The organism is Allorhizobium sp. NPDC080224 (assembly GCF_050281005.1).
Taxonomy (GTDB): Bacteria; Pseudomonadota; Alphaproteobacteria; order Rhizobiales; family Rhizobiaceae; genus Allorhizobium.
On the sequence record NZ_JBNNWJ010000001.1, the window covers coordinates 2,683,780 to 2,704,452 of the forward strand.

General features: G+C 62.1%; 18 protein-coding genes. 10 read left to right on the top strand and 8 right to left on the bottom strand.

Annotated features, from left to right (window positions below; genetic code table 11):
- Positions 1-9: 9 nt before the first annotated feature.
- Positions 10-2,007, bottom strand: a complete 1,998-nt coding sequence (gene dnaG / locus ACQKP1_RS13280; RefSeq protein ID WP_427275604.1) for a DNA primase — start codon at positions 2,005-2,007, stop codon at positions 10-12.
- Between the two features lie 144 nt (positions 2,008-2,151).
- Between dnaG and ACQKP1_RS13285 the strand changes: the two genes are divergently transcribed.
- Together ACQKP1_RS13285 and ACQKP1_RS13290 are read left to right on the top strand one after the other, a co-directional pair.
- Positions 2,152-2,454: a BrnT family toxin gene (locus ACQKP1_RS13285; protein WP_427275605.1), complete on the top strand. Its 303-nt coding sequence runs from the start codon at positions 2,152-2,154 to the stop codon at positions 2,452-2,454.
- The gene (locus ACQKP1_RS13290; protein ID WP_006725541.1) at positions 2,417-2,749 is read left to right on the top strand and encodes a BrnA antitoxin family protein; all 333 of its coding nucleotides are present in this window, start codon (positions 2,417-2,419) and stop codon (positions 2,747-2,749) included. The genes ACQKP1_RS13285 and ACQKP1_RS13290 overlap by 38 nt, the downstream gene beginning before the upstream one ends.
- Before the next feature lie 51 nt (positions 2,750-2,800).
- Here the strand turns inward: ACQKP1_RS13290 and ACQKP1_RS13295 are convergent, their stop codons facing one another.
- Positions 2,801-3,253 (bottom strand): GatB/YqeY domain-containing protein, encoded by a 453-nt coding sequence (locus ACQKP1_RS13295; RefSeq protein WP_427275606.1) that lies wholly within the window; start codon positions 3,251-3,253, stop codon positions 2,801-2,803.
- A gap of 315 nt (positions 3,254-3,568) precedes the next feature.
- Between ACQKP1_RS13295 and carA the strand changes: the two genes are divergently transcribed.
- Positions 3,569-4,774: a glutamine-hydrolyzing carbamoyl-phosphate synthase small subunit gene (gene carA / locus ACQKP1_RS13300; protein ID WP_427275607.1), complete on the top strand. Its 1,206-nt coding sequence runs from the start codon at positions 3,569-3,571 to the stop codon at positions 4,772-4,774.
- Positions 4,775-4,808: 34 nt separating this feature from the next.
- Here the strand turns inward: carA and ACQKP1_RS13305 are convergent, their stop codons facing one another.
- Positions 4,809-6,221, bottom strand: a complete 1,413-nt coding sequence (locus ACQKP1_RS13305) for an MATE family efflux transporter (protein ID WP_427275608.1) — start codon at positions 6,219-6,221, stop codon at positions 4,809-4,811.
- 290 nt (positions 6,222-6,511) lie between these two features.
- On the opposite strand from ACQKP1_RS13305, the gene ACQKP1_RS13310 reads away from it, so the two are divergent.
- Positions 6,512-6,991: a DUF2938 domain-containing protein gene (locus ACQKP1_RS13310; protein ID WP_203016840.1), complete on the top strand. Its 480-nt coding sequence runs from the start codon at positions 6,512-6,514 to the stop codon at positions 6,989-6,991.
- 13 nt (positions 6,992-7,004) lie between these two features.
- On the opposite strand, the gene ypfJ is transcribed toward ACQKP1_RS13310, so the two are convergent.
- The gene (gene ypfJ, locus ACQKP1_RS13315) at positions 7,005-7,931 is read right to left on the bottom strand and encodes a KPN_02809 family neutral zinc metallopeptidase (protein ID WP_006725546.1); all 927 of its coding nucleotides are present in this window, start codon (positions 7,929-7,931) and stop codon (positions 7,005-7,007) included.
- A gap of 119 nt (positions 7,932-8,050) precedes the next feature.
- The gene (locus tag ACQKP1_RS13320; protein WP_203016844.1) at positions 8,051-8,719 is read right to left on the bottom strand and encodes a glutathione S-transferase family protein; all 669 of its coding nucleotides are present in this window, start codon (positions 8,717-8,719) and stop codon (positions 8,051-8,053) included.
- A 179-nt stretch (positions 8,720-8,898) separates the two neighbouring features.
- Here ACQKP1_RS13320 and ACQKP1_RS13325 point away from each other — a divergent pair, with 179 nt between their 5' ends.
- A complete protein-coding gene (locus tag ACQKP1_RS13325; protein ID WP_427275609.1) occupies positions 8,899-9,924 on the top strand; it encodes a zinc-dependent alcohol dehydrogenase family protein in 1,026 nt (341 codons plus the stop codon).
- A gap of 9 nt (positions 9,925-9,933) precedes the next feature.
- On the opposite strand, the gene ACQKP1_RS13330 is transcribed toward ACQKP1_RS13325, so the two are convergent.
- On the bottom strand, positions 9,934-11,421 hold the full coding sequence (locus tag ACQKP1_RS13330; RefSeq protein WP_427275610.1) for an amidase: 1,488 nt from the start codon (positions 11,419-11,421) through the stop codon (positions 9,934-9,936).
- Positions 11,422-11,629: 208 nt separating this feature from the next.
- On the opposite strand from ACQKP1_RS13330, the gene ACQKP1_RS13335 reads away from it, so the two are divergent.
- On the top strand, positions 11,630-14,005 hold the full coding sequence (locus ACQKP1_RS13335; protein WP_203016850.1) for a methyl-accepting chemotaxis protein: 2,376 nt from the start codon (positions 11,630-11,632) through the stop codon (positions 14,003-14,005).
- Between the two features lie 68 nt (positions 14,006-14,073).
- Here the strand turns inward: ACQKP1_RS13335 and ACQKP1_RS13340 are convergent, their stop codons facing one another.
- Positions 14,074-14,790 carry a DUF1868 domain-containing protein gene (locus ACQKP1_RS13340; RefSeq protein WP_427275611.1) on the bottom strand — a complete coding sequence of 239 codons (717 nt, stop codon included), beginning with the start codon at positions 14,788-14,790 and terminating at the stop codon, positions 14,074-14,076.
- 256 nt (positions 14,791-15,046) lie between these two features.
- Here ACQKP1_RS13340 and carB point away from each other — a divergent pair, with 256 nt between their 5' ends.
- The 3 genes from carB (at position 15,047) to ACQKP1_RS13355 (ending at position 19,221) form a co-directional block, all read left to right on the top strand.
- Positions 15,047-18,529, top strand: coding sequence for a carbamoyl-phosphate synthase large subunit (carB, locus tag ACQKP1_RS13345; protein WP_427275612.1), 3,483 nt, complete (start codon positions 15,047-15,049; stop codon positions 18,527-18,529).
- 168 nt (positions 18,530-18,697) lie between these two features.
- On the top strand, positions 18,698-18,892 hold the full coding sequence (locus tag ACQKP1_RS13350; protein ID WP_203016857.1) for a DUF2283 domain-containing protein: 195 nt from the start codon (positions 18,698-18,700) through the stop codon (positions 18,890-18,892).
- A gap of 143 nt (positions 18,893-19,035) precedes the next feature.
- Positions 19,036-19,221, top strand: coding sequence for a hypothetical protein (locus tag ACQKP1_RS13355; protein ID WP_427275613.1), 186 nt, complete (start codon positions 19,036-19,038; stop codon positions 19,219-19,221).
- A 21-nt stretch (positions 19,222-19,242) separates the two neighbouring features.
- Here the strand turns inward: ACQKP1_RS13355 and ACQKP1_RS13360 are convergent, their stop codons facing one another.
- The gene (locus ACQKP1_RS13360) at positions 19,243-20,100 is read right to left on the bottom strand and encodes a DMT family transporter (RefSeq protein ID WP_427275614.1); all 858 of its coding nucleotides are present in this window, start codon (positions 20,098-20,100) and stop codon (positions 19,243-19,245) included.
- 112 nt (positions 20,101-20,212) lie between these two features.
- Here ACQKP1_RS13360 and ACQKP1_RS13365 point away from each other — a divergent pair, with 112 nt between their 5' ends.
- Entirely contained in the window at positions 20,213-20,641 is a 429-nt protein-coding gene (locus ACQKP1_RS13365; protein ID WP_427275615.1) for an SRPBCC domain-containing protein, read from the top strand.
- Positions 20,642-20,673: the final 32 nt, after the last annotated feature.

Consider the following 20,673-nt stretch of genomic DNA (forward strand, 5'->3'; position numbering starts at 1 on the left):
ACGATTACATCAGCCGTGCCCGGTCGCTGGTCCCTTGACGCGTCCAGACATCACGCCGAAGCCATCGATGATCGCTTCCTGGTTTTCCATGCGCGTCACTTCGAGCTGCACCTCATGCAAGGCGCTGATCACCTGCTCGATGCGCGCGCCGTCGTCCGTTTCGGTCGCCTCGGCAATCTCCCGCTCCAACTCCATGCGCTGACGCTTCAAGGCCCTTGCCCGCTTGTAAAGCGCAAGCGCCTGGCGATAGCCCTCACGGGCATCCTCCGACGCAGCAATTTCCGTGGCGATCCAGAGCCTCGCATTGCGGATCTGCTGATCGAGACCACGCAGCAGCGTGCCGTGACCGTGGGCCTCAAGCTTCTGGATCAGGATTTCGCGGCTCAGCAACGGACCGGCTTCCGCAACAGCCGTCAGCAGCGACGACCACAGTTTCTGCAATCCCGCATGCTCGTAATCGATCGCGGCGACCTCATCATACTCGCCCTCCAACAACTGCGGATGGTTGACGATGGTCAGCGCCAGCACGCTTTCCCTGAGCGTCGGCTGATCGAGCGCGCCGCGCACGAGGCCTGATCGCGCCAGCCGGTCCGAAATCGTGCCACGGCTTGAGGCAACGGGACCGGGAGGACGCCCGCCGCCATTTCGGCCATCCTGCCCCTGTCCGCGGCCACCGCCCTGGAAATTGCCACGTTCTCCGCGGCCGGGCTGACTGCCCTTAAAGAAGGCATAGAGGCGGTCACGCACATCCTGCTGATAGTGGCGACGCACGTTCTCGTCGGCAATAACGTTGACGATCTGCTTGAGCTTCGCTTCGAGTTCGGCGCGCTTTTCCGGCGTATCGAAGCCGCCGGCCTGCGTTTCGCGCATCCAAACCATTTCGGCGAGCGGACGAGCCTCCGACAGCACACGGTCGAAAGGCTGGCGCCCATCGCGCTTGACGAGATCATCCGGATCCTTGCCATCAGGCAGCATGGCAAAGCGGAGCGACTGGCCCGGCTTGATGTGCGGCAAAGCCAGATCGACGGCGCGAAACGCCGCCCGCTGCCCCGCTCCATCGCCGTCGAAGCAAAGCACCGGCACCGGCGTCGTCTTCCACATCAGCTGCAACTGGTTTTCGGTTAGCGCCGTGCCGAGCGGCGCGACAGCATTCTCGATCCCGGCCTGATAGAGCGCGATCACGTCCATGTAGCCTTCGACAGCAATCAGGGTATCGGCGCCGTCAGCCCCCTGCATCGCACGGCGAGCGCGGGAAAAATTGTAGAGAACATTGCCCTTGTGAAAGAGCTCGGTCTCGTTGGAATTGAGATACTTCGCCATCGCATCGGCCGCCATGGCGCGCCCGCCAAAGGCGATGACCTTGTCGCGCGACGACAGGATCGGGAACATGATACGATCGCGGAAGCGATCATAGGAGACCGGGATATCAGGGCCATGCACGACGAGCCCGCAGGCTTCGATCTGCTCCTTCGGCACCCCCCTGGACGCCAGATATTCTTTCAGCGCATTGCGACTTTCCGGCGCATAGCCGAGCCTGAACGTCTCGATCGTACGCCCCGAGAGACCACGCTCTCGTAAGTAAGCCCTCGCTCGCGCGCCACTCGCCGTCTGCAGCTGATCCTGGAAGAACTGCGTCGCCATCTCCATGACGTCCTGCAGTGTCGTGCGCTCCCGCTCGCGCCGCTCCGCCTGAGGATCGGGCTGCGGCATGGCAATCCCGGCCATATCAGCGACCTGCTGAACGGCTTCGACGAAGCTCAGGCCTTCAAGATCGGTCAGGAAACGGAAGTGATCGCCGGACACACCGCAGCCGAAGCAGTGATAGCGGCCCTTGCGATCTTCGCAGTGAAAGCTCGGGCTCTTCTCGCCATGGAAGGGGCAGCACGCCCAGTAGTCCTGACGCGACACATTGGTCTTCTTGCGATCCCAGGTCACGCGGCGGCCCACCACGGCCGAAATCGGCACGCGGTCACGGATCTCGTCGAGGAAGTCGCTGGAAAAACGCATCTGTATCCCTGGGAAGCTGATCCTCCATATAGGCGTGCCCTGAGCGCAGCGCCAAGGCTTTCGCACGCAGTGCCCGTTATTCACAGCGGTTGTACATCAAGACGTTTGTATATACACTCTAAGCACGAGCACCCGAGAGCCGCCATGCGAAGCCTGGACGACATTCCGCAGGAAGAATGGGCCTTCGAGTGGGTCGAGGCGAAGCGGATCAGCAATCGCCACAAGCATGGGATTGATTTCGATGACGTTGTCTTAGCGCTGGCTGGACCTCGTCTTGAGACCCAGACCATAGCCAACGGTGAGTTGCGGGTTCTTGCGACATGCCCGGAAAGCGGCCGGTTGATTACCGCCGTCTACACCATGAGAGGAAACGTCTGTCGGATCATATCCGCCCGCGTTGCGAGAAGAAATGAGCGAAGAGAATATCACGCGCACTACCATAGCTGAGATTTTGGAAAAGCGGGCGCGCGGTGAAAAAAGCCAGACTGACTGGGCGCGCGTCGATGCCATGACCGACGAAGATATCGAGCGGGCCATGCGCGACGATCCCGATTGGAAGGACTTCATGGACATCGACTGGTCCAAGGCCAGGATGGTCATCCCCGACAAGAAGAAGGCGATCTCGATCCGCCTCGATCCCGACATCATCGATTTCTTCCAGGCGACCGGAAAGGGCTATCAGACCCGCATCAACGCGGTCCTGCGCCATTTCGTCGACGAGCAGAAGCGCTCGAAACCCTGAAACGAAAGACGCCGCCCGGAGGCGGCGTCGAACATCTTAGGATCAGGCCTCTTACTTCAAGAGATCCTTGACCACGCCCGAAGCCTTGCCGAAATCCATCTGGCCGGCATAGCGTTCCTTCAGAGCACTGATGCACTTGCCCATGTCGCGGAGGCCTTGAGCGCCGGTTTCGTTGATCACCGCAGCGCAGAGCTCGCGCACCTTCTCTTCTGAGAGCTGCTCCGGCATGAACGTCTTGATGATGGCGATTTCCTCGCGCTCCTGCGCGGCAAGTTCCGGCCGATCGTTTTCGGCATAGATCTTGGCGGATTCGTCCCGCTGCTTGATCATCTTCATCAGGATCTGCATGATCTCGTCGTCGCTAACCGGGTCCTTGCCGGCACCGCGATGGGCGATGTCGCGGTCCTTGATCGCGGTCTGGATCAGGCGCACGGTCGAGGTCCTGCGGACATCCTTGGCCTTCAAAGCTTCTTTCAGCGAGTTGGCGAGCGTGTCGCGTATCATTTTCTTCTCCGGGGAGTGGCCGCCTCGCTCTTGGCGATTGTGGCTTTTCCGTGTTGTTGAGTAGTTCTCATAGCCAGACATTTGCTGCGGCGCAAACGAATTGAGCAAAGCCTTGAAATGGCTTGGGAGAAATCCGCCCCGGATGCGACTCCGGAATTGACCTCTCCCCGCGATGCGTCTATTGCTCGGCACCTGCACGCAAATTGTCATCAGGGCCGAAAACGCGCGACTTCGCGCGCCCTCGATCTGCAACATAAATGGTCCTGCGAAACCGCTCCGACAAGGGGCAGGCACGCGGGCGAACAAGGAACGACCATGACCGCGACAGCCCCCTGGACGACCCGCAAGCCGACCGCCCTCCTCGTTCTCGCCGACGGCACCGTCATCGAAGGCCACGGAATCGGCGCGACCGGCAAGGTCCAGGCCGAGGTCTGCTTCAACACGGCCCTGACCGGATACGAGGAAATCCTGACCGATCCCTCCTATCTCGGCCAGATCGTCACCTTCACATTCCCGCATATCGGCAATGTCGGCACCAATGACGAAGACATCGAAGACCTGACGCCGGCAGCACGCCACGGGGCGGTCGGCACGATCTTCAAGGCCGACATCACGGAGCCTTCAAATTATCGTGCCGCAAGCCATCTCGACGCTTGGCTGAAGAGCCGCGGCATCATTGGCCTCTCGGGCATCGACACCCGCGCGCTGACCGCCTGGATCCGTGAAAACGGTGCGCCCAATGCGGTTATCGCCCATGATCCGAACGGCGTTTTCGACATTGAGGCGCTGAAGGCCGAAGCCAAGGCCTGGAGCGGTCTCGAAGGCCTCGACCTCGCCAAGGTCGCAACCTCGGGCCAATCGTCCGTCTGGAGCGAGAAGGACTGGAACTGGACCGAAGGCCACACAACGCTCGGTGCGGACGACGCCAAATACCACATTGTTTGCGTCGACTTCGGCGTGAAGCGCAACATCCTGCGCCTCTTTGCCGGCCTCGATTGCAAGGTGACCGTCGTTCCCGCCACCACTTCGGCGGAGGATATCATGGCGCTCAATCCGGATGGCGTCTTCCTGTCGAATGGTCCGGGAGATCCGGCAGCAACCGGCGAATACGCAGTCCCTGTCATCCAGAACCTGATCAAGACGGACAAGCCGGTCTTTGGCATCTGCCTCGGCCATCAGATGCTCGGCCTCGCCCTTGGCGGCACAACCGAGAAGATGCACCAGGGCCACCACGGCGCAAACCACCCGGTGAAGGACTTCACCACAGGCAAGGTCGAGATCGTCTCGATGAACCACGGCTTCGCAGTCGACTCCAAGTCGCTGCCGGAAAGCGTTGAAGAGACTCACATTTCGCTGTTCGACGGCACCAATTGCGGCCTGCGCCTCAAGGGCAAGCCGGTCTTCTCCGTCCAGCACCACCCGGAAGCCTCCCCCGGCCCGCAGGACAGCCACTATCTCTTCCGCCGCTTCATCAACATGGTGCGCGAAACGAAGGGCGAACCGGCTCTCGCCGAACGCTGAGCGATTTCTGACTGTTTGAAGACGACGGCCCGGTTTACCCCCGGGCCGTTTGCATTTCCCCACGGACCTTCAGGTAGAACCGAAGGCTGAGCATAAAGGCAGCGCTGGCAAGCCCAAGGCAGAAGCCGTACCAGATGCCGATGCCACCGATCCCAAGCGGGAAGGCCATGAGCCAGGCGAGGAAGAAGCCGATCGGCCAATAGGCAACGAGCGCGAGGATCATCGGGACCCGCGCATCCTTCAGTCCGCGCAGGAGGCCCGCCGCGATCGCCTGCAGCCCGTCAACCAGCTGGAAGAGCCCGGCCACCATGACGAGCGGCCCCGCATAGGCCAGCACTTCGGCAGCGGCCGGGGCATTCTCGTTGATGAAGGCGGCAGACAATTGGTTCGGCACGAGCAGGAACAGGATTGCGCCCGACAGGGACATGAGACCGGCAATGCCAAGCACCGTGATCGATGCTCGCACCAGCTCGGGATAATTGCCGCGTCCATGGGCGAGCCCGACCCGCACGGTTGCGGCTTGAGCCAAACCGAGCGGCAGCATGAAGGCGATCGAGGCGAGCTGCAGCGCGATGCCATGGGCTGCGAGTTCAATCGTGCCGATCCGCCCCATCAGCAGCGAGGCCGCGCTGAACAGGCTGACTTCGGCAAGTACTGTGACGCTGATCGGCATCCCCAGATGCAGCACTTCGCGAAACGCCTGCCAGTCGGGCCGCCAGAAGCGCACGAAGAGTTCGTAGCGCCGCGTCTCGTCGCGGGTCTGGATGTAGATCACCATGGCGACGAAGCTCACCCATTGCACGATGACAGCAACGATCGCCGCTCCGGTCATGCCGAGCGCCGGCAGTCCGAAATGTCCGAGCACCAACGCATAGGCGAGGATCGCATTGAGGACCAGGATGCCGAGCGTCACCCACAGCACGATCCGCGCCCGGCCGGTCGCGCTGACCAGCGCACGCAAGACGGCAAAGAGCAGTGCCGGAAGCAGGCCGAGCTGGATGATGAAGACATAGTTTGCCGCAAGTGCTGCCACCTCGGGCTTTTGCCCCAAGGCAAGCAGGATCGCCTCCGCATTGAAGAACAACGGCATGGTCAGGATCACATAGAGGATCGACACCCACATGCCCATGCGGATGGAGCGCCGAACGGAGACGATGTCACCGCGTCCATAAGCCTGGGCAACCATGGGCATGACAGCCATGGAGAAACCGGATCCGAAAATGAAGATCGTGAAGAAGAACTGCCCGGCCAGCACCATGGCTGCAAGCGGCACCGCCCCAAGCTGACCGACGATGACTACATCCGTCGTGTGAATGCCGAGTTGCGCCAGCTGCGCGCCGATCAGCGGTATCCCGAGCGAAAGGGTGGCGCGGATATGAGACGTCCAGCTGCCGGCACCCACGGGTGCATGGCTGTGCGTTTCAAGCGGAGCGACGTCGATGTGCATGGCGATGATCTCAACGGAAAAAGCCGCTTCCAGGGGTCCCTGGCGAGCGGCATGTCGCAACGGGATAAGCGGCAACCTGCAATCCAGCAAGTCGGAATCGACAACCTGCAAAATAATTGCGCCATGCATCAGCAAGATTGATGAAAATCAGGACCGAACCATCCAATCCGAACCGATTTCCTCCCGAAAAACAGGGGATGTGCCCGTTGACGTGCAAAACGGCCTTTCTCACGGCCGGAAACCGCCCATAGGTTCAAGTCTCTATTTCCAATCACAGGGGCGGATTAAGCATGTGGGAACTGATCTGGCGCGGCTCCATCATTGGGTTCGGCGCGACGCTTGCCATGGACCTCTGGGCCATATGTCTGACGCTCGCCTTCCGCCAGCCGAAGGCCAACTGGGCCCCGGTAGGACGATGGTTCTACCATCTGAAAGCCGGCACGGTGTTTCATCACACGATCGCAGACGCTGCGCCCTACCGCCACGAACAGGCTCTCGGCTGGATCGCGCATTACGCCGTCGGCATTGCCTACGGCATCATCCTCGTCCTTGCGCTCGGCTCAAGCTGGCTTGCCCAGCCGACCCTACTGCCGGCCTGGATCTGGGCCATTGTCACCGTTGCCGCCGGCTGGTTCCTGCTGCAGCCAGGCCTTGGGCTCGGCTGGGCCGCCGCAAAGACCCCGAACCCGAACAAGGTCCGCACCCTCAATCTCTTGGCCCATACAGTGTTCGGTCTCGGCCTCTGGCTGACCGCATTGGTGATCCGCTGAAAGGACCGGCGCGTCAGATCGCGCCGGAGAAGGTGTCGCAAGACCCGACATTGCCGCTGTCATAGCCGCGCTTGAACCACTTCATCCGCTGCGCAGACGTGCCGTGATTGAAGGCGTCGGGCACGACATAGCCCTGGCTGCGCTTCTGCAGCGTATCGTCGCCGATCTGCTGCGCGGCATTCAACGCTTCCTCCAGGTCGCCGTCCGACAGGATGCCCTCCTTGTCGGCCGATTTCGCCCAGATCCCGGCATAGCAGTCCGCCTGAAGCTCGACGCGCACAGACATCTGGTTTGCCTCGCGCTGCCCCATCGAGCGCCGCTGGCGGTTGAACTCCGGCAGAACACCGGTGAGGTTCTGCACATGATGCCCGACCTCATGCGCGATCACGTAAGCCTGGGCGAAATCGCCGGCCGCATCGAACTTCTGCTCGAGCTGGTCGAAGAACTCCGTATCGAGATAGACCTTGCTGTCGGCAGGGCAATAGAACGGCCCCGTGGCCGAAGAGGCCTGACCGCAGGGCGATGATGTCGAACCGGCAAACAGAACAAGGGTCGGCTCCCGATAGTTTTCGCCGGAAGCGGCAAAGATTGTGTTCCAAGTGGTCTCGGTTTCGGCCAGAACCGTGCGCACGAAAGCTGTGGTGTCGTCGCTGGACTGTCCTGAAGGACGCTGACCGATCGACTGCTCGTAGCCGGATCCGGCGCCGCCGACATTGCCTTCGCCCAACACCTGCAGCATGTCGATGCCCATGGCCTTCAGCACGAAGTAGATGACGACAAGAAAAATGATGGTGCCGAAGCTCAAGCCGCCGCCGCGCCGCCCGCCCATCGGGATTTGAATGCCCGAGCGACCGAAGGGATTGCGTCCCAGGCCGCCACCGGAGGATTGCCCACGCCGGTCCTCGACATTGTTCGACTGCCGCCGCCCTCGCCATTCCATGGTGCTACCTCTCTCCGCTGTCGCAGCTTAATGAGAAGATAGCCGAACTGTTCCACGACACCAGTGAGCCAACGACATTCTTCTGGCGAAAGGCAAGCGAAGAGCCGACCGAATGTCTATCAGCTCTTGGCGTAACCGTAATCTCCGCCACGCGACAGCGCCCGTTGATAGGCCGGTCGTGCGCGGATGCGTTCGATCCAGCCTTTCAGCACGCTCACATCCTTGCCACCGGAGATCCGGGTCAGACCGGCCTCGACCGGAAAGCTCATGGCGATATCGGCGGCCGAAAACTCCCGGCCGGCGAACCAGCCGTCCTTGCCGACTTCGTTGATCCAGAGGTCGAGATGGTCGGAGAGCTGCGGGTCAAGCAGCTTGCGCGAGACACCCTGGCTGATCATCTTGGCCACCGGCCGAATGAAGAAGGGCACCTGCCCAGGAATGCGCGCAAAGATCAGCTTCATAACCAGAAGTGGCATGGCCGATCCCTCGGCATAATGCATCCAGTAGCGATAGCGCAGCCGCTCCTCGGTGCCGGCTGCGGGGCGCAAGCCCTCCCCGCCATATGTCTCGATAAGATATTCCATGATCGCGCCGCTTTCCGCGACAACGCGCCCGGCATCCTCAATGACCGGCGACTTGCCGAGCGGATGCACCGCCTTCAGCTCCCTCGGCGCCAGGTATTCCTTCGTCCGATGATAGACCTTGACCTGATAGTCGAGCCCGAGCTCCTCGAGCAGCCAGAGAATCCGGTGGGCGCGCGAGTTGTCGAGATAGTGCACAGTGATCATCAAAAACGGGCCTTCGATTGTCGTTGCTTGAACATCTAGCGACGACCCCGACCGCCGTCGAGGCTGAGACCGCAACTTTGTCGACGACCGGACACCAGATCGCCCGCAACGACGACTTGGCAGCCCTCCTCCTGCATGCAAATCTGCAAGGACAGACAGTGCTTTGGGAGGAGTGACGAATGAAGGCGATGCGACTGGAAGCAACGGGCCAGCTTTTCACACGGGAGGTGGAAAAGCCGGAAGCAGGACCCGATGATCTCTTGGTGCGCGTCGAAGCCTGCGGCGTCTGCGGCACCGACCGGCATCTCTACCACGGTGAATTTCCCTGCACGCCACCGGTCACCCTTGGTCACGAATTCAGCGGCATCGTCGAAAAGGTGGGCAGCGCCATTACCGATTTTAAGGTCGGGGACCGCATCACGGGCGACCCGAATATCGCCTGCGGCCGCTGCAGCCACTGCGTCAATGGCCGGGTCAATCTCTGCCGGAACCTGAAAGCCATCGGCATTCATCGCGATGGCGGTTTCGCCGATTATGTGGTCGTTCCCCACAAACAGGCCTTTCTGCTCCCGGCAGATCTCGACCCGATGCATGGCGCCTTTTGTGAACCGCTTGCATGCTGCCTGCACGGCATTGATCTCGCCGAGATCAAGGCCGGCTCCTCGGTCGTGGTGCTCGGCGGAGGCGTCATCGGCTTGCTCACGGTGCAACTCGCCCGCCTGGCGGGTGCTGCGACCGTCATTCTCGTGACCCGCCAGGCCGCCCGGCGCAAACTCGCCGAAGAGCTCGGCGCGACGGCGAGTGTCGATCCTGCCGCAGGTGACGTCGTCACGCAGATATCCAGCGATGCCGGCCTCGTCCCCGGTGGGGTCGATGTCGTCCTCGAATGTGCAGGCGTCGGCGAAACGGTCATCCAGGCGACGAAGCTCGTCCGTCCGGGCGGCACTGCAGTCATACTGGGTGTGATGGCGCAAGGGGAAAAAGTGGCGATCGAGCCCTTCGACCTGCTCTTCCGCGAGGTGAAGCTCGTCACCTCCTTCTTGAACCCCTTCACCCACCGCCGCGCAGCCGACCTGATCGCCTCGGGCAAAATCGAGGTCGGGAAACTCATCTCCCGCAAGGTCTCGCTCGATGACGCGCCGGGCGTGGTCAGCAATCCGCCGCAGCCCGGTGAGGTCAAGGTGCTCGTCGTGCCCGGCCTGTAAGCGGGGCTGTCAGAGCGGCGGGCGTCTGTCCTTCCAGGGCAGCGCCTGCTCGAGCTGGCCCGCAAGCGAAAACAGCGTGTCCTCCCCGGCAAATTGCCCGACGAACTGCATGCCGATCGGCAAGCCCTCGGGCGACCAGCCTGTCGGAACCGACATGGCCGGCTGGCCGGTGACGTTGAAGACGGGTGTCCAGGGAATGAACTCGAAGGTCTGGGCCGCCAGCTGCTCGGCAATCCCAAGCTTCTTCAACAGTCTGCCGCCGCCGACATAGCCGAGCAGCGTCAAGAGCTTCTTCTCGATGGCGCTCGGCTGCAAGGCACCGATCTTGACGGGCAGGGTCGATAGCACCGGCGTCATCAGCACATCGACATCCTCGAAGAAACCGAGGATGGAGCGGGCCGACAGCGTGAGATAGCGATGGGCGGTGATCAAGTCGGAGGCGGTGAAACCCTCGCCCAGGAGCCCCATGCCGAAGGAGGAGGCATCATAGTCGCCGGGACGGATCTTTACCCCGAAGGTCTTTGCCGTGAACTCGATATCGGCTCGAAGCTCCCCGGCAAGAGCCGTCAGGAAGGCCATGGAAAAGGCCTCGCGCTCCACAGGAGGCGCCGCCTCGATCACCTCGTGACCGAGATCGGCCAAAAGCTTCACCGTATCATTGAAGGCAGCCACGACTTCCGGCGCCACGGCCTTGCCGAGCATCGGCTGGCGCGACACCGCGATTTTCAGCTTTCCAGGCGCGCGCTGGCAGGCAGCGAGGAATGTGCCTTCCTGCGACGGCAGCGGATGGGGCGAACCGCGGTCGGCTCCATGCGTGGCGTCGAGCACGGCTGCGCTGTCGCGCACCGAGCGCGTCAGCACATGCTCGATGGCAAAACCGGACCAGGCCTCGCCGATGAAGGGTCCGACCGGTGTGCGCCCACGCGTCGGCTTCATGCCGAATACGCCACAGGCAGATGCCGGGATGCGGATGGACCCTCCCCCGTCGCCGCCCGATGCGATCGGCACCATGCCGGAGGCTACCGCCGCACCCGAACCGCCGGATGAGCCGCCGGGGGTGCGCGTAAGATCCCATGGATTGCGTGTCGGGCCATTGGCGCCTGGTTCGGTATAGGGCGTCAGTCCGAATTCCGGCGTATTGGTGCGCCCTGCGATGACGAGGCCGGCCTTCTCCCACCGGTTGACCAATTCGCTGTTGCCCTGTGCGACCCGCGTTGCCCAGAGGCGATTGCCATTACCCGTCGGCACACCGTCAATCTGCGCCAGCAGATCCTTCACCAAGAACGGAACACCGGAAAACGGGCCGTCCGGCAATCCCTTCGCGACCCGCTGCCGCGCCCGATCGAAGAGCGGTCGGATCACTGCGTTCAGCTTGGGATTGACCGCCTCGATCCGTGTGATCGCCGCCTCCAGCACTTCGCCAGCGGACACCTCTTTGCGCCTGATCAGATCGGCCAGCGCCAATCCGTCGAAATCAGCATACTCCTTGAACACCATCACTCCCCCCACGGCCGACTCGGTCGATTGTCCTCACCTTCCGGTCGATCCACACCTCGATCAAGCGCCATCGGACTTAGCGGCTCACCCGAATATAAACACCTACTTAACCATGGAGGACTAAAGTCTGCCTCAACGGCCGGCACAACACCGGCGCGGCGGACGCTGTCTGCCGCAACGCAGTCATAGGCTAATGAGGGAACGGCCCATGTTATTCAAATCCGCAACCAGCCGGAACATCTTCTCGACGGTGGCACTCGGCGTCGTGACGACCATCGGCGTGGCCGCGACAGTGGTTGGCATCAGCTATGGTGCAATCCGCGGTGCCGGCATCGACAAGATGCAGACGGCAGCCTCTGAAGCCGCCGCCGAGGTCAATCGCACGCTGAGCGTGGCCCATGAAATGGTCGCAGGCCTCGACTACTCGGTCTCGGCACTCAGGCAGCAAGGAATAGCCGACCGCGAACTCGTCATGGCGGTTCTGACGAAGACGCTCGAAGGCTTTCCGGGAGCCATCGGCCTCTCCACAGGCTGGGAACCCAATGCCTTCGATGGCAAGGATTCTGAATTCGTTGGCAAACCCGTCCACGATCAGACCGGCCGCTTCGTGCCCTACATCTATCGTGCCGGCGGCGTGATCAAGACCGACGTGCTGGTCGACTATGACACGCCCGGCGCCGGCGACTATTATCAACTGCCAGTCAAGACCGGGAAGACGGTCCTGCTCGAGCCTTATGTCTATCCGGTGGACGGCAAGGACGTCCTGATGACCACGATCTCGATCCCGGTGATGGAGAATGGCAAGGCACTCGGTTACGTCGGCGCGGACATCGATCTCGACAAGACGGCCGCCGACCTCGCGGCCAAGCGCCCGCTGGGCGACGGTTACATCGCCCTCCTCTCCTCCGCCAACGCCTTTGTCAGCCATCCGGACAAGGCCGCCATGGGCAAGGCGCTGAAGGACAGCGGTCTCGATGCCGCCGCCTGGGAAGGCCTGCTGAAATCACCCGGTACGGTCGGCACCATGATCGACAAGAACGGCGTCGAGCGCATGGCCATTGCTGTCCCGATCGAGCCCTTCCCGGGTGCCGTCTGGAATGTCGTGGTCGCTGTCCCGAGCGCAACCGTGCTCGGCGTCCTGACGGAGACCGTCTGGACCTCTGCCCTCATCATCGCCGGCGCCACCATCATTCTCATCGTCGTCGGCTGGCTGCTCGCCCGCCGCTTCATCGGCCGAATCAACCGCGTTATCGGCCAGACTACCGACATCGCCGCCGGTCGCCTCGATGTCGAACTGACAGACAAGGACCGTTCGGACGAGTTGGGCGACCTCTCCCGCTCGCTCGCCGTCCTACTCGATAGCAACCGCAAGAAGGTCGCGCTCGAGAAGGAGGCGGAAGCCCGTTACGAGCAGGAAGAGATCGAACGCGTCGAACGCTCCAAGGGACACAAGGCCCGCGAAGAAGAAATACGCTTCGTCGTCGACGAACTGCGCGCTGGCCTCGCCCGCCTGTCGGACGGCGACATGACTGTCCGGCTCGAAAAGCCCTTCTCGCCGGCGCTCGACGAAATCCGCGGCAACTTCAACGATTCGATCGAGAAGCTGCGCGCAGCGATGATCTCGTTCCGCGACAACGCGACCACCATCGAGAACGGCTCGAACGAAATCCGCTCGGCAGCCGACGATCTGGCGCGCCGCACCGAACAGCAGGCGGCCTCGGTCGAACAGACGTCAGCCGCCCTTTCGCAGATCACCCGTTCCGTCAAGGAATCGACCCAGCGCGCCGAAGAAGCCGGCCAGCAGGTCAGCCGCACCAAGGAAAGCGCCGAACGCTCCGGTGAGGTCGTACGCTCCGCGATCGATGCGATGAGCGCCATCGAACAGTCATCGCAGTCGATCTCCAACATTATCGGCGTGATCGACGAGATCGCCTTCCAGACCAATCTGCTGGCGCTCAATGCAGGCGTCGAGGCCGCCCGCGCGGGCGAAGCCGGCAAGGGTTTTGCTGTCGTCGCCCAGGAAGTCCGAGAACTCGCGCAGCGCTCGGCCAATGCCGCAAAGGAAATCAAGACCCTGATCACCGCATCTGGCGAGCAGGTCAAACACGGGGTTTCGCTCGTCGATGAGACGGGAGAGGCCCTCTCGGCGATCGTCGCCGAAGTGCAGCAGATCAACACCAACGTCCATGCAATCGTCGAAGCGGCCCGCGAGCAGTCGACCGGCCTTCACGAGATCAACTCGGCCGTCAACATCATGGATCAGGGCACGCAGAAGAACGCCGCCATGGTCGAGGAGACGAATGCCGCCTCGCACACCCTTGTGTCGGAAGTGCAGGCCCTCTCGGCTCGCCTCGCGCAGTTCAATCTCGGCGCGGCCTCACATGCATCGGCAACGACGCATTCGGCGCGGACCCACAGCGCTCCGGCATCCATCGTCACGCGACCCGCATCCCCTGCCCGTCCGTCGGCCGTAAGCGAAGCTGCCCGCCCGGTCCCCTCCCCGGCCCGCACACTGGCCGGCAAGATCGCCTCGGCCATGGGCGCAAAGCCCGCCCCGAGTGGCGGCGAGTGGGAAGAATTCTGATCGTAGAGACGATTTCTGATGCTTGGGATGGCGGGCTCGGCCCGCCATTTTCGTTTTCGCTTTGCAGCTCACTTCGGCTCGAAGACAAGAAGCTCTTCGAAGTGGTTCATGTCGTCAAAGGCACAGAAGGCCGGGGGTCGAAGCGTGATGACCGGAGCACGCGCACGAATATCCTTGGCCATGTCATCAAGGAACGGCACCCAGGCGGCCATGGTCCGATCGTCGAATCGCTCGATCATGTAGGCGAAGGTGATGTGGAAGACGTAGGTCTCGTGATCCGGATGCCGGTAGCCGAGCAGATCCGCCAGGCGGTTCCGCCAGTCTTTCAGGATTGCCCGGTCGCGCTCCGTCACACCATCGAGCGTGAGGCCATTTGGGGTGGCATGCGTCACCTCCATCGCGAAGGCGTCGCCCGGCTCGAATCGCGCCAGGCGATCAATGAAGAGCCCCGTCATGTCGTCGATCGGAGTCTCCAGCGGCACGTCGGAAGGCCAGTAGGGCAACTCCCGCCGCGTCTCGATGATGCCCTGAAAGAGCGTCATGTGCAGGCTGGAGGCGGCCGTGAAGGCAAGCTTGTAGGCACCGGGCATCTGCCTGAACCGCTCCCTTGCGTCGCTGATCGCAGCCGCCGCTTGAGATCCCTCGACGAGGTGGCACACGACCGTGTTGCCGCGTTCTTTCAGAAATGTGCCCGAGGTGTCGTAGCGCCGCCCGAGATGCGGGATCGGGCCGGTGCTGTGGCCGAGTGATGCAGATTTGAGGTGGTCGGGAACACGCGGGGTCATCAGGTTTCATTCCTTTGAGTTGGGAGCACCTGCGGTACGCGCCGAGTGCGAACCAGGTGTGACATTGGGCGCCAGTCGCAGCCCCATTCCACCCCTCCCCAACTTTCCTGTCGGACGGTGCAAATATGGGGTTCCTTCCCAGCCAACATTTCCCTATAAGCCGCTTCTAGCCTGAAAAGACCATCTATCTGCGCCCGGCCGGTGACCTCCCTCACCCAGGCCGGTTTTTCGCGCAGGTCAAAGAACGGATAGAGCCATGCCCAAGCGCCAAGACATCAAGTCCATCCTCATCATCGGCGCGGGGCCGATTGTCATCGGCCAGGCATGTGAATTCGACTATTCCGGCACCCAGGCCGTCAAGGCGCTGAAGGAAGAAGGCTACCGGGTCATTCTGGTGAATTCCAACCCGGCCACGATCATGACGGATCCGGGTCTTGCCGACGCGACCTATGTCGAGCCGATCACGCCGGAAGTCGTCGCCAAGATCATCGCCAAGGAGCGCCCAGACGCGCTGCTCCCGACCATGGGCGGCCAGACGGCGCTCAACACCGCGCTCTCCTTGAAGCGCATGGGCGTGCTCGACCGCTACAATGTCGAGATGATCGGCGCCAAGCCCGCCGCCATCGACATGGCAGAAGACCGCGCCCTCTTCCGCGAAGCCATGACCCGCATCGGGCTCGAAACGCCGAAGTCGATGCTCGCCAACGCGACCGAGATCAAGGACGCCGACCGCAAGACGCATGAAGCCGCCCGCAACGAGCTGAAGGCAAAACTGTCAGGCGCCGAACTCGACAAGGCGCTCGATGAGCTGGAAAACCAGTGGAATCTCGGCGAGACCGACCGCAAGCAGCGCTACATGAGCCATGCAATGGCGATTGCCGCACAGGCGCTCGACGTCGTCGGCCTACCCGCCATCATCCGCCCCTCCTTCACCATGGGCGGCACCGGCGGCGGCATCGCCTATAACCGCTCAGAATTCTACGAGATCATCAATTCCGGCCTCGATGCCTCTCCGACCACCGAAGTCCTGATCGAAGAATCGGTGCTCGGCTGGAAGGAGTATGAAATGGAGGTCGTCCGCGACAAGGCGGACAACTGCATCATCGTCTGCTCAATCGAGAACATCGATCCGATGGGCGTGCACACCGGCGATAGCATCACGGTCGCACCGGCGCTGACGCTGACGGACAAGGAATACCAGATCATGCGTAACGCCTCAATCGCGGTTCTCCGCGAGATCGGCGTTGAAACCGGTGGCTCGAACGTCCAGTTCGCCGTGAACCCGGCCGATGGCCGCCTCGTCGTCATCGAAATGAACCCGCGCGTCTCGCGCTCGTCGGCGCTTGCTTCGAAGGCGACCGGCTTCCCGATTGCCAAGATCGCTGCCAAGCTCGCCGTGGGCTACACGCTCGACGAACTCGAAAACGACATTACCGGCGGCGCAACTCCGGCCTCCTTCGAGCCGTCGATCGACTACGTCGTCACCAAGATCCCGCGTTTTGCCTTCGAAAAGTTCCCGGGCGCCGAACCGACGCTGACCACTGCCATGAAGTCGGTCGGTGAAGTCATGGCGATCGGCCGCACCTTTGCCGAATCGCTGCAGAAGGCTCTGCGTGGTCTCGAAACCGGCCTCACCGGCCTCGACGAGATCGAGATCCCCGGCCTCGGCCAGGGTGACGACAAGAATGCCATTCGTGCCGCCATCGGCACCCCGACCCCCGATCGCCTGCGCATGGTTGCCCAGGCGCTTCGCCTCGGCATGTCGCCGGAAGAAGTCCACGAGGGCTGCAAGATCGATCCGTGGTTCATCGCCCAGTTCAAGGCGATCACCGACATGGAAGCCCGTGTTCGTGAACACGGCTTGCCGCAGGATGCTGAAAACCTGCGCATGCTCAAAGCCATGGGCTTCTCCGATGCCCGCCTCGCTTCGCTCTCCGGCAAGCGCCCGAAGGAAGTCGCTGAACTCCGCAACGGTCTCGGCGTCCGCCCGGTCTTCAAGCGCATCGACACCTGCGCTGCCGAATTCGCCTCGCCGACGGCCTACATGTACTCGACCTATGAGACGCCTTTCGTCGGCGCGCTCCGCTCGGAAGCTCAGGTCTCCGACCGCAAGAAGGTGGTCATCCTCGGTGGTGGTCCGAACCGCATCGGCCAGGGCATCGAGTTCGACTATTGCTGCTGCCATGCCGCCTTCGCGCTGAAGGATGCCGGCTTCGAAGCCATCATGGTCAACTGCAACCCCGAAACCGTGTCGACCGACTACGACACCTCCGACCGCCTCTATTTCGAGCCGTTGACGGCCGAAGACGTGATTGAGATCCTGCGCGCTGAGCAGGAAAAGGGTGAAGTCGTCGGTGTCATCGTGCAGTTCGGTGGTCAGACACCGCTGAAGCTCGCTGAAGCACTCGAAAAGAACGGCATCCCGATCCTCGGCACCGCGCCCGACATGATCGACCTTGCCGAAGACCGCGACCGCTTCCAGAAGCTCCTGATGAAGCTCGACCTGACGCAGCCGAACAATGGCATCGCCTATTCCGTCGAGCAGGCTCGCCTGGTCGCCAGCGAGATCGGCTTCCCGCTGGTCGTACGTCCCTCCTATGTTCTGGGTGGCCGCGCCATGCAGATCATCCATTCGGAATCGATGCTGCAGTCCTATCTGCTCGACACGGTTCCGGGCCTGGTCCCCGAGGATATCAAGCAGCGCTACCCGAACGACAAGACCGGCCAGATCAACACGCTGCTTGGCAAGAACCCGCTGCTTTTCGATAGCTACCTGACCAACGCCATTGAAGTGGATGTCGACGCGCTCTGCGACGGCGAGACAGTCTTCGTCTCCGGCATCATGGAGCATATCGAGGAGGCCGGTATCCATTCGGGCGATAGCGCCTGCTCGCTCCCCTCGCGTTCGCTCTCCAAGGCGATGCTCGACGAGTTGGAACGCCAGACGGCCGCCATGGCGAAGGCGCTCAATGTCGGCGGCCTGATGAACGTCCAGTACGCCATCAAGGACGATGTGATCTACGTTCTCGAAGTCAACCCGCGCGCCTCGCGCACGGTCCCCTTTGTGGCCAAGACCATCGGCGCACCGATTGCCAAGATCGCCGCCCGCATCATGACCGGCGAAAAGCTCGACGATGCGATTGCCGCCTATGGCGCCAAACCCGATCCGCGCAATCTCAAGCACATCGCCGTCAAGGAAGCCGTCTTCCCGTTTGCCCGCTTCCCCGGTGTCGATACGCTGCTGGGCCCGGAAATGCGCTCGACCGGCGAAGTCATCGGCCTCGACACCGATTTTGCACTGGCCTTCGCCAAGAGCCAGCTCGGTGCATCCGTCGAGCTGCCGCGTGACGGAACGGTCTTCGTCTCGGTGCGTGACGAGGACAAGGTCCGCGTCCTGCCGGCAATTCTCATCTTGGCGGAAATCGGCTTCAAGGTCATGGCAACGGGTGGCACCCAGCGCTTCCTCGCCGAAAACGGCATCGAGGCGATCAAGATCAACAAGGTGCTCGAGGGACGTCCGCATATCGAGGACGCGATCCGCAACCGTCAGGTCCAGCTGGTCATCAACACGACCGACGGCAACAAGGCGATCTCGGACTCCAAGTCGCTCCGCCGCGCCGCGCTGATGCAGAAGGTGCCCTACTACACGACGATGGCAGGAGCCCTCGCCGCCGCCGAAGCCATCCGAGCACTCAAGGGCGGCCAGCTCGAAGTCCGCCCGCTGCAGAGCTACTTCTGAGTTGGCAACGGCTTGGCCACTCTACGCGTGGCTCCGGCAAGCACTAACAAGACATTTTCGCCGCGTCCTCGGATGCGGCGATTTTTGTTTGTGGGCAAGGTGTATTGAGGCAACGGCTGAAGTGGCTATCCTGGAGCCGTTCTTCGATCGGAACGCACGGATGCCGCAATGAAGCCAAAGGTCGAATACGATGCTGCAGCCAACGCTGCCTATATCCGTTTCTCCACCGAGGCGGTGCAGGAAACCGAAGAGGTCTCTGAAGGCGTAATGTTCGACTATGATCGCGATGGCCGAATCGTCGGCCTGGAAGTCCTGAACGCGCGTGCCAACCTGCCGGCGGCAGCACTTGAAGATACCGCCTAGGCCGCACTCCGTTTCGCGCGACCACTAGCCCATTAAAGCCAAACACCGGCGCCGATTGACAGTCCCAGGTGGAAATCTGTTCCCCCTGCCTATGTTATGAGGATCGATCCTCACCGACCGGCAGACGAGACAGGTCAACCGTCATGTTTCTCGATCTCAAGAATTATACGCCGCCGCCAGAGCCACCACCGAGCCGGGGGCCGGAGCCTCTGACGCCGCGCCAGCAGAAGGCGCTGGCCTGGATCGTCGCATTGAACATCATTCTGCTGTTCATCGCCCCCATCGGCGGCGCAACGGTCATTTCGGGATTGCTCGAATTCTTCAACTGACCAAGGTGAACCTCGGCGCATTCAGACCTGCCGCTTCTGCTTGGCGAGAATGGCGAAGGCGATGCCGCCGATGACGAAAGCGGCCGCCACGACAAAATGCAGGGTCAGCCGCTCATTGAGGAAGAGGATGGCCCCGAGCGCCGCAATCACCGGGACGGAAAGCTGAATGAGCGCCGCCTGGAACGTGGTGAGCCCGCGCAGCGCCCTGTACCAGACGGAGTAGCCAAGCCCGGAGGCAACGATGCCAGAGCCGAGGGCCAGGAGCACGCCCGCAAGCGTCGCCGTCTCGTAAAGCAGCGCGAAAATCACAAGCGGCAGGCAGAAGAAGGAGGCCCGGACGAAATTGCCCGCCGTCTCGCCGATCGGATCCCGCGAGCCTCGACCGCGCAGCGTATAGACGGCCCAGGCGATGCCCGAGGCGATCATCAGCAAACTGCCGCCGAGATCCGGTCGCCCCACACCGGGCAGGATCAGATAGACGAAGGCCGCAAACGCGATCGCAAAGCCAATCATTTCCCGCAGGCTCGGCCGATCACCCTTGAAAAGTCCGAAGGCCAGCATGCTTGCCTGGACGGAGGAAAAGAGGATCAGCGCGCCGGTCGCAGCGCCAAGCGAAAGATAAGCTGCGGAGAATGCGATGGCATAGACGAAAAGAGCCGCAGCCGCCCACCAGTCCCCCGGCAGGTGCCTGCCATCGGATGTAGGCTGATCCTGCCCCCGCCGCATCAGGGCATAAAGCACAAGCGCCCCGGAGACGATACGGACGGCGGTGTAGCCCGCAGCCTCGATCGACACGGTGCCGAGCGCTTCTCGCGCCAAGAGCGAATTGGCGGCGAAGGCCAGCATGGCGACGGCGGTCAGTAAAAATGTCGAATGCAACTGAAATACCCCTCCCGAACCATGCCGTGTCGCAAGACTATCCGGCTGGCTCCGCCACGTGTTAAACGCGAAGCTCCACACCTTGGCAAGCTGTGATCGTCTGGAGATTTCCATGGAAAAGCTGCACATCATCACCGAACGGATCTTCGACGTTCAGGCCGAAACCCTCTTCGCCGCCTTTGCCGATCCGGCGACCCTTGCCCGCTGGTGGGGACCGCACGGCTTCACCAACCAGATCACCCATTTCGACTTTTCGCCCGGCGGTGACTGGCGCGTCACCATGACCAATTCCGACGGCACCGATTTTGCCAATCGCTGGACTTTTCAGGCGATCGAGCCGCCGTCCCGGATCCTGGCGCTCCACCATGAGCCGATGCATGTCTTCACGCTCGAGGTGACCTTCGCCACGGAGGCCGAGGGAACACGCATGATCTGGCGTATGCAGTTCGACGACACGCCAGAAAACCGCGAGATCGAGCGCTTCATTGCTGCGGCCAACGAACAGAACTTCGATCGGCTGGAAGCGGAGCTTAGGGCCTAGAGGTTATCCGTCGATCGATCAGTTGGCGTGAC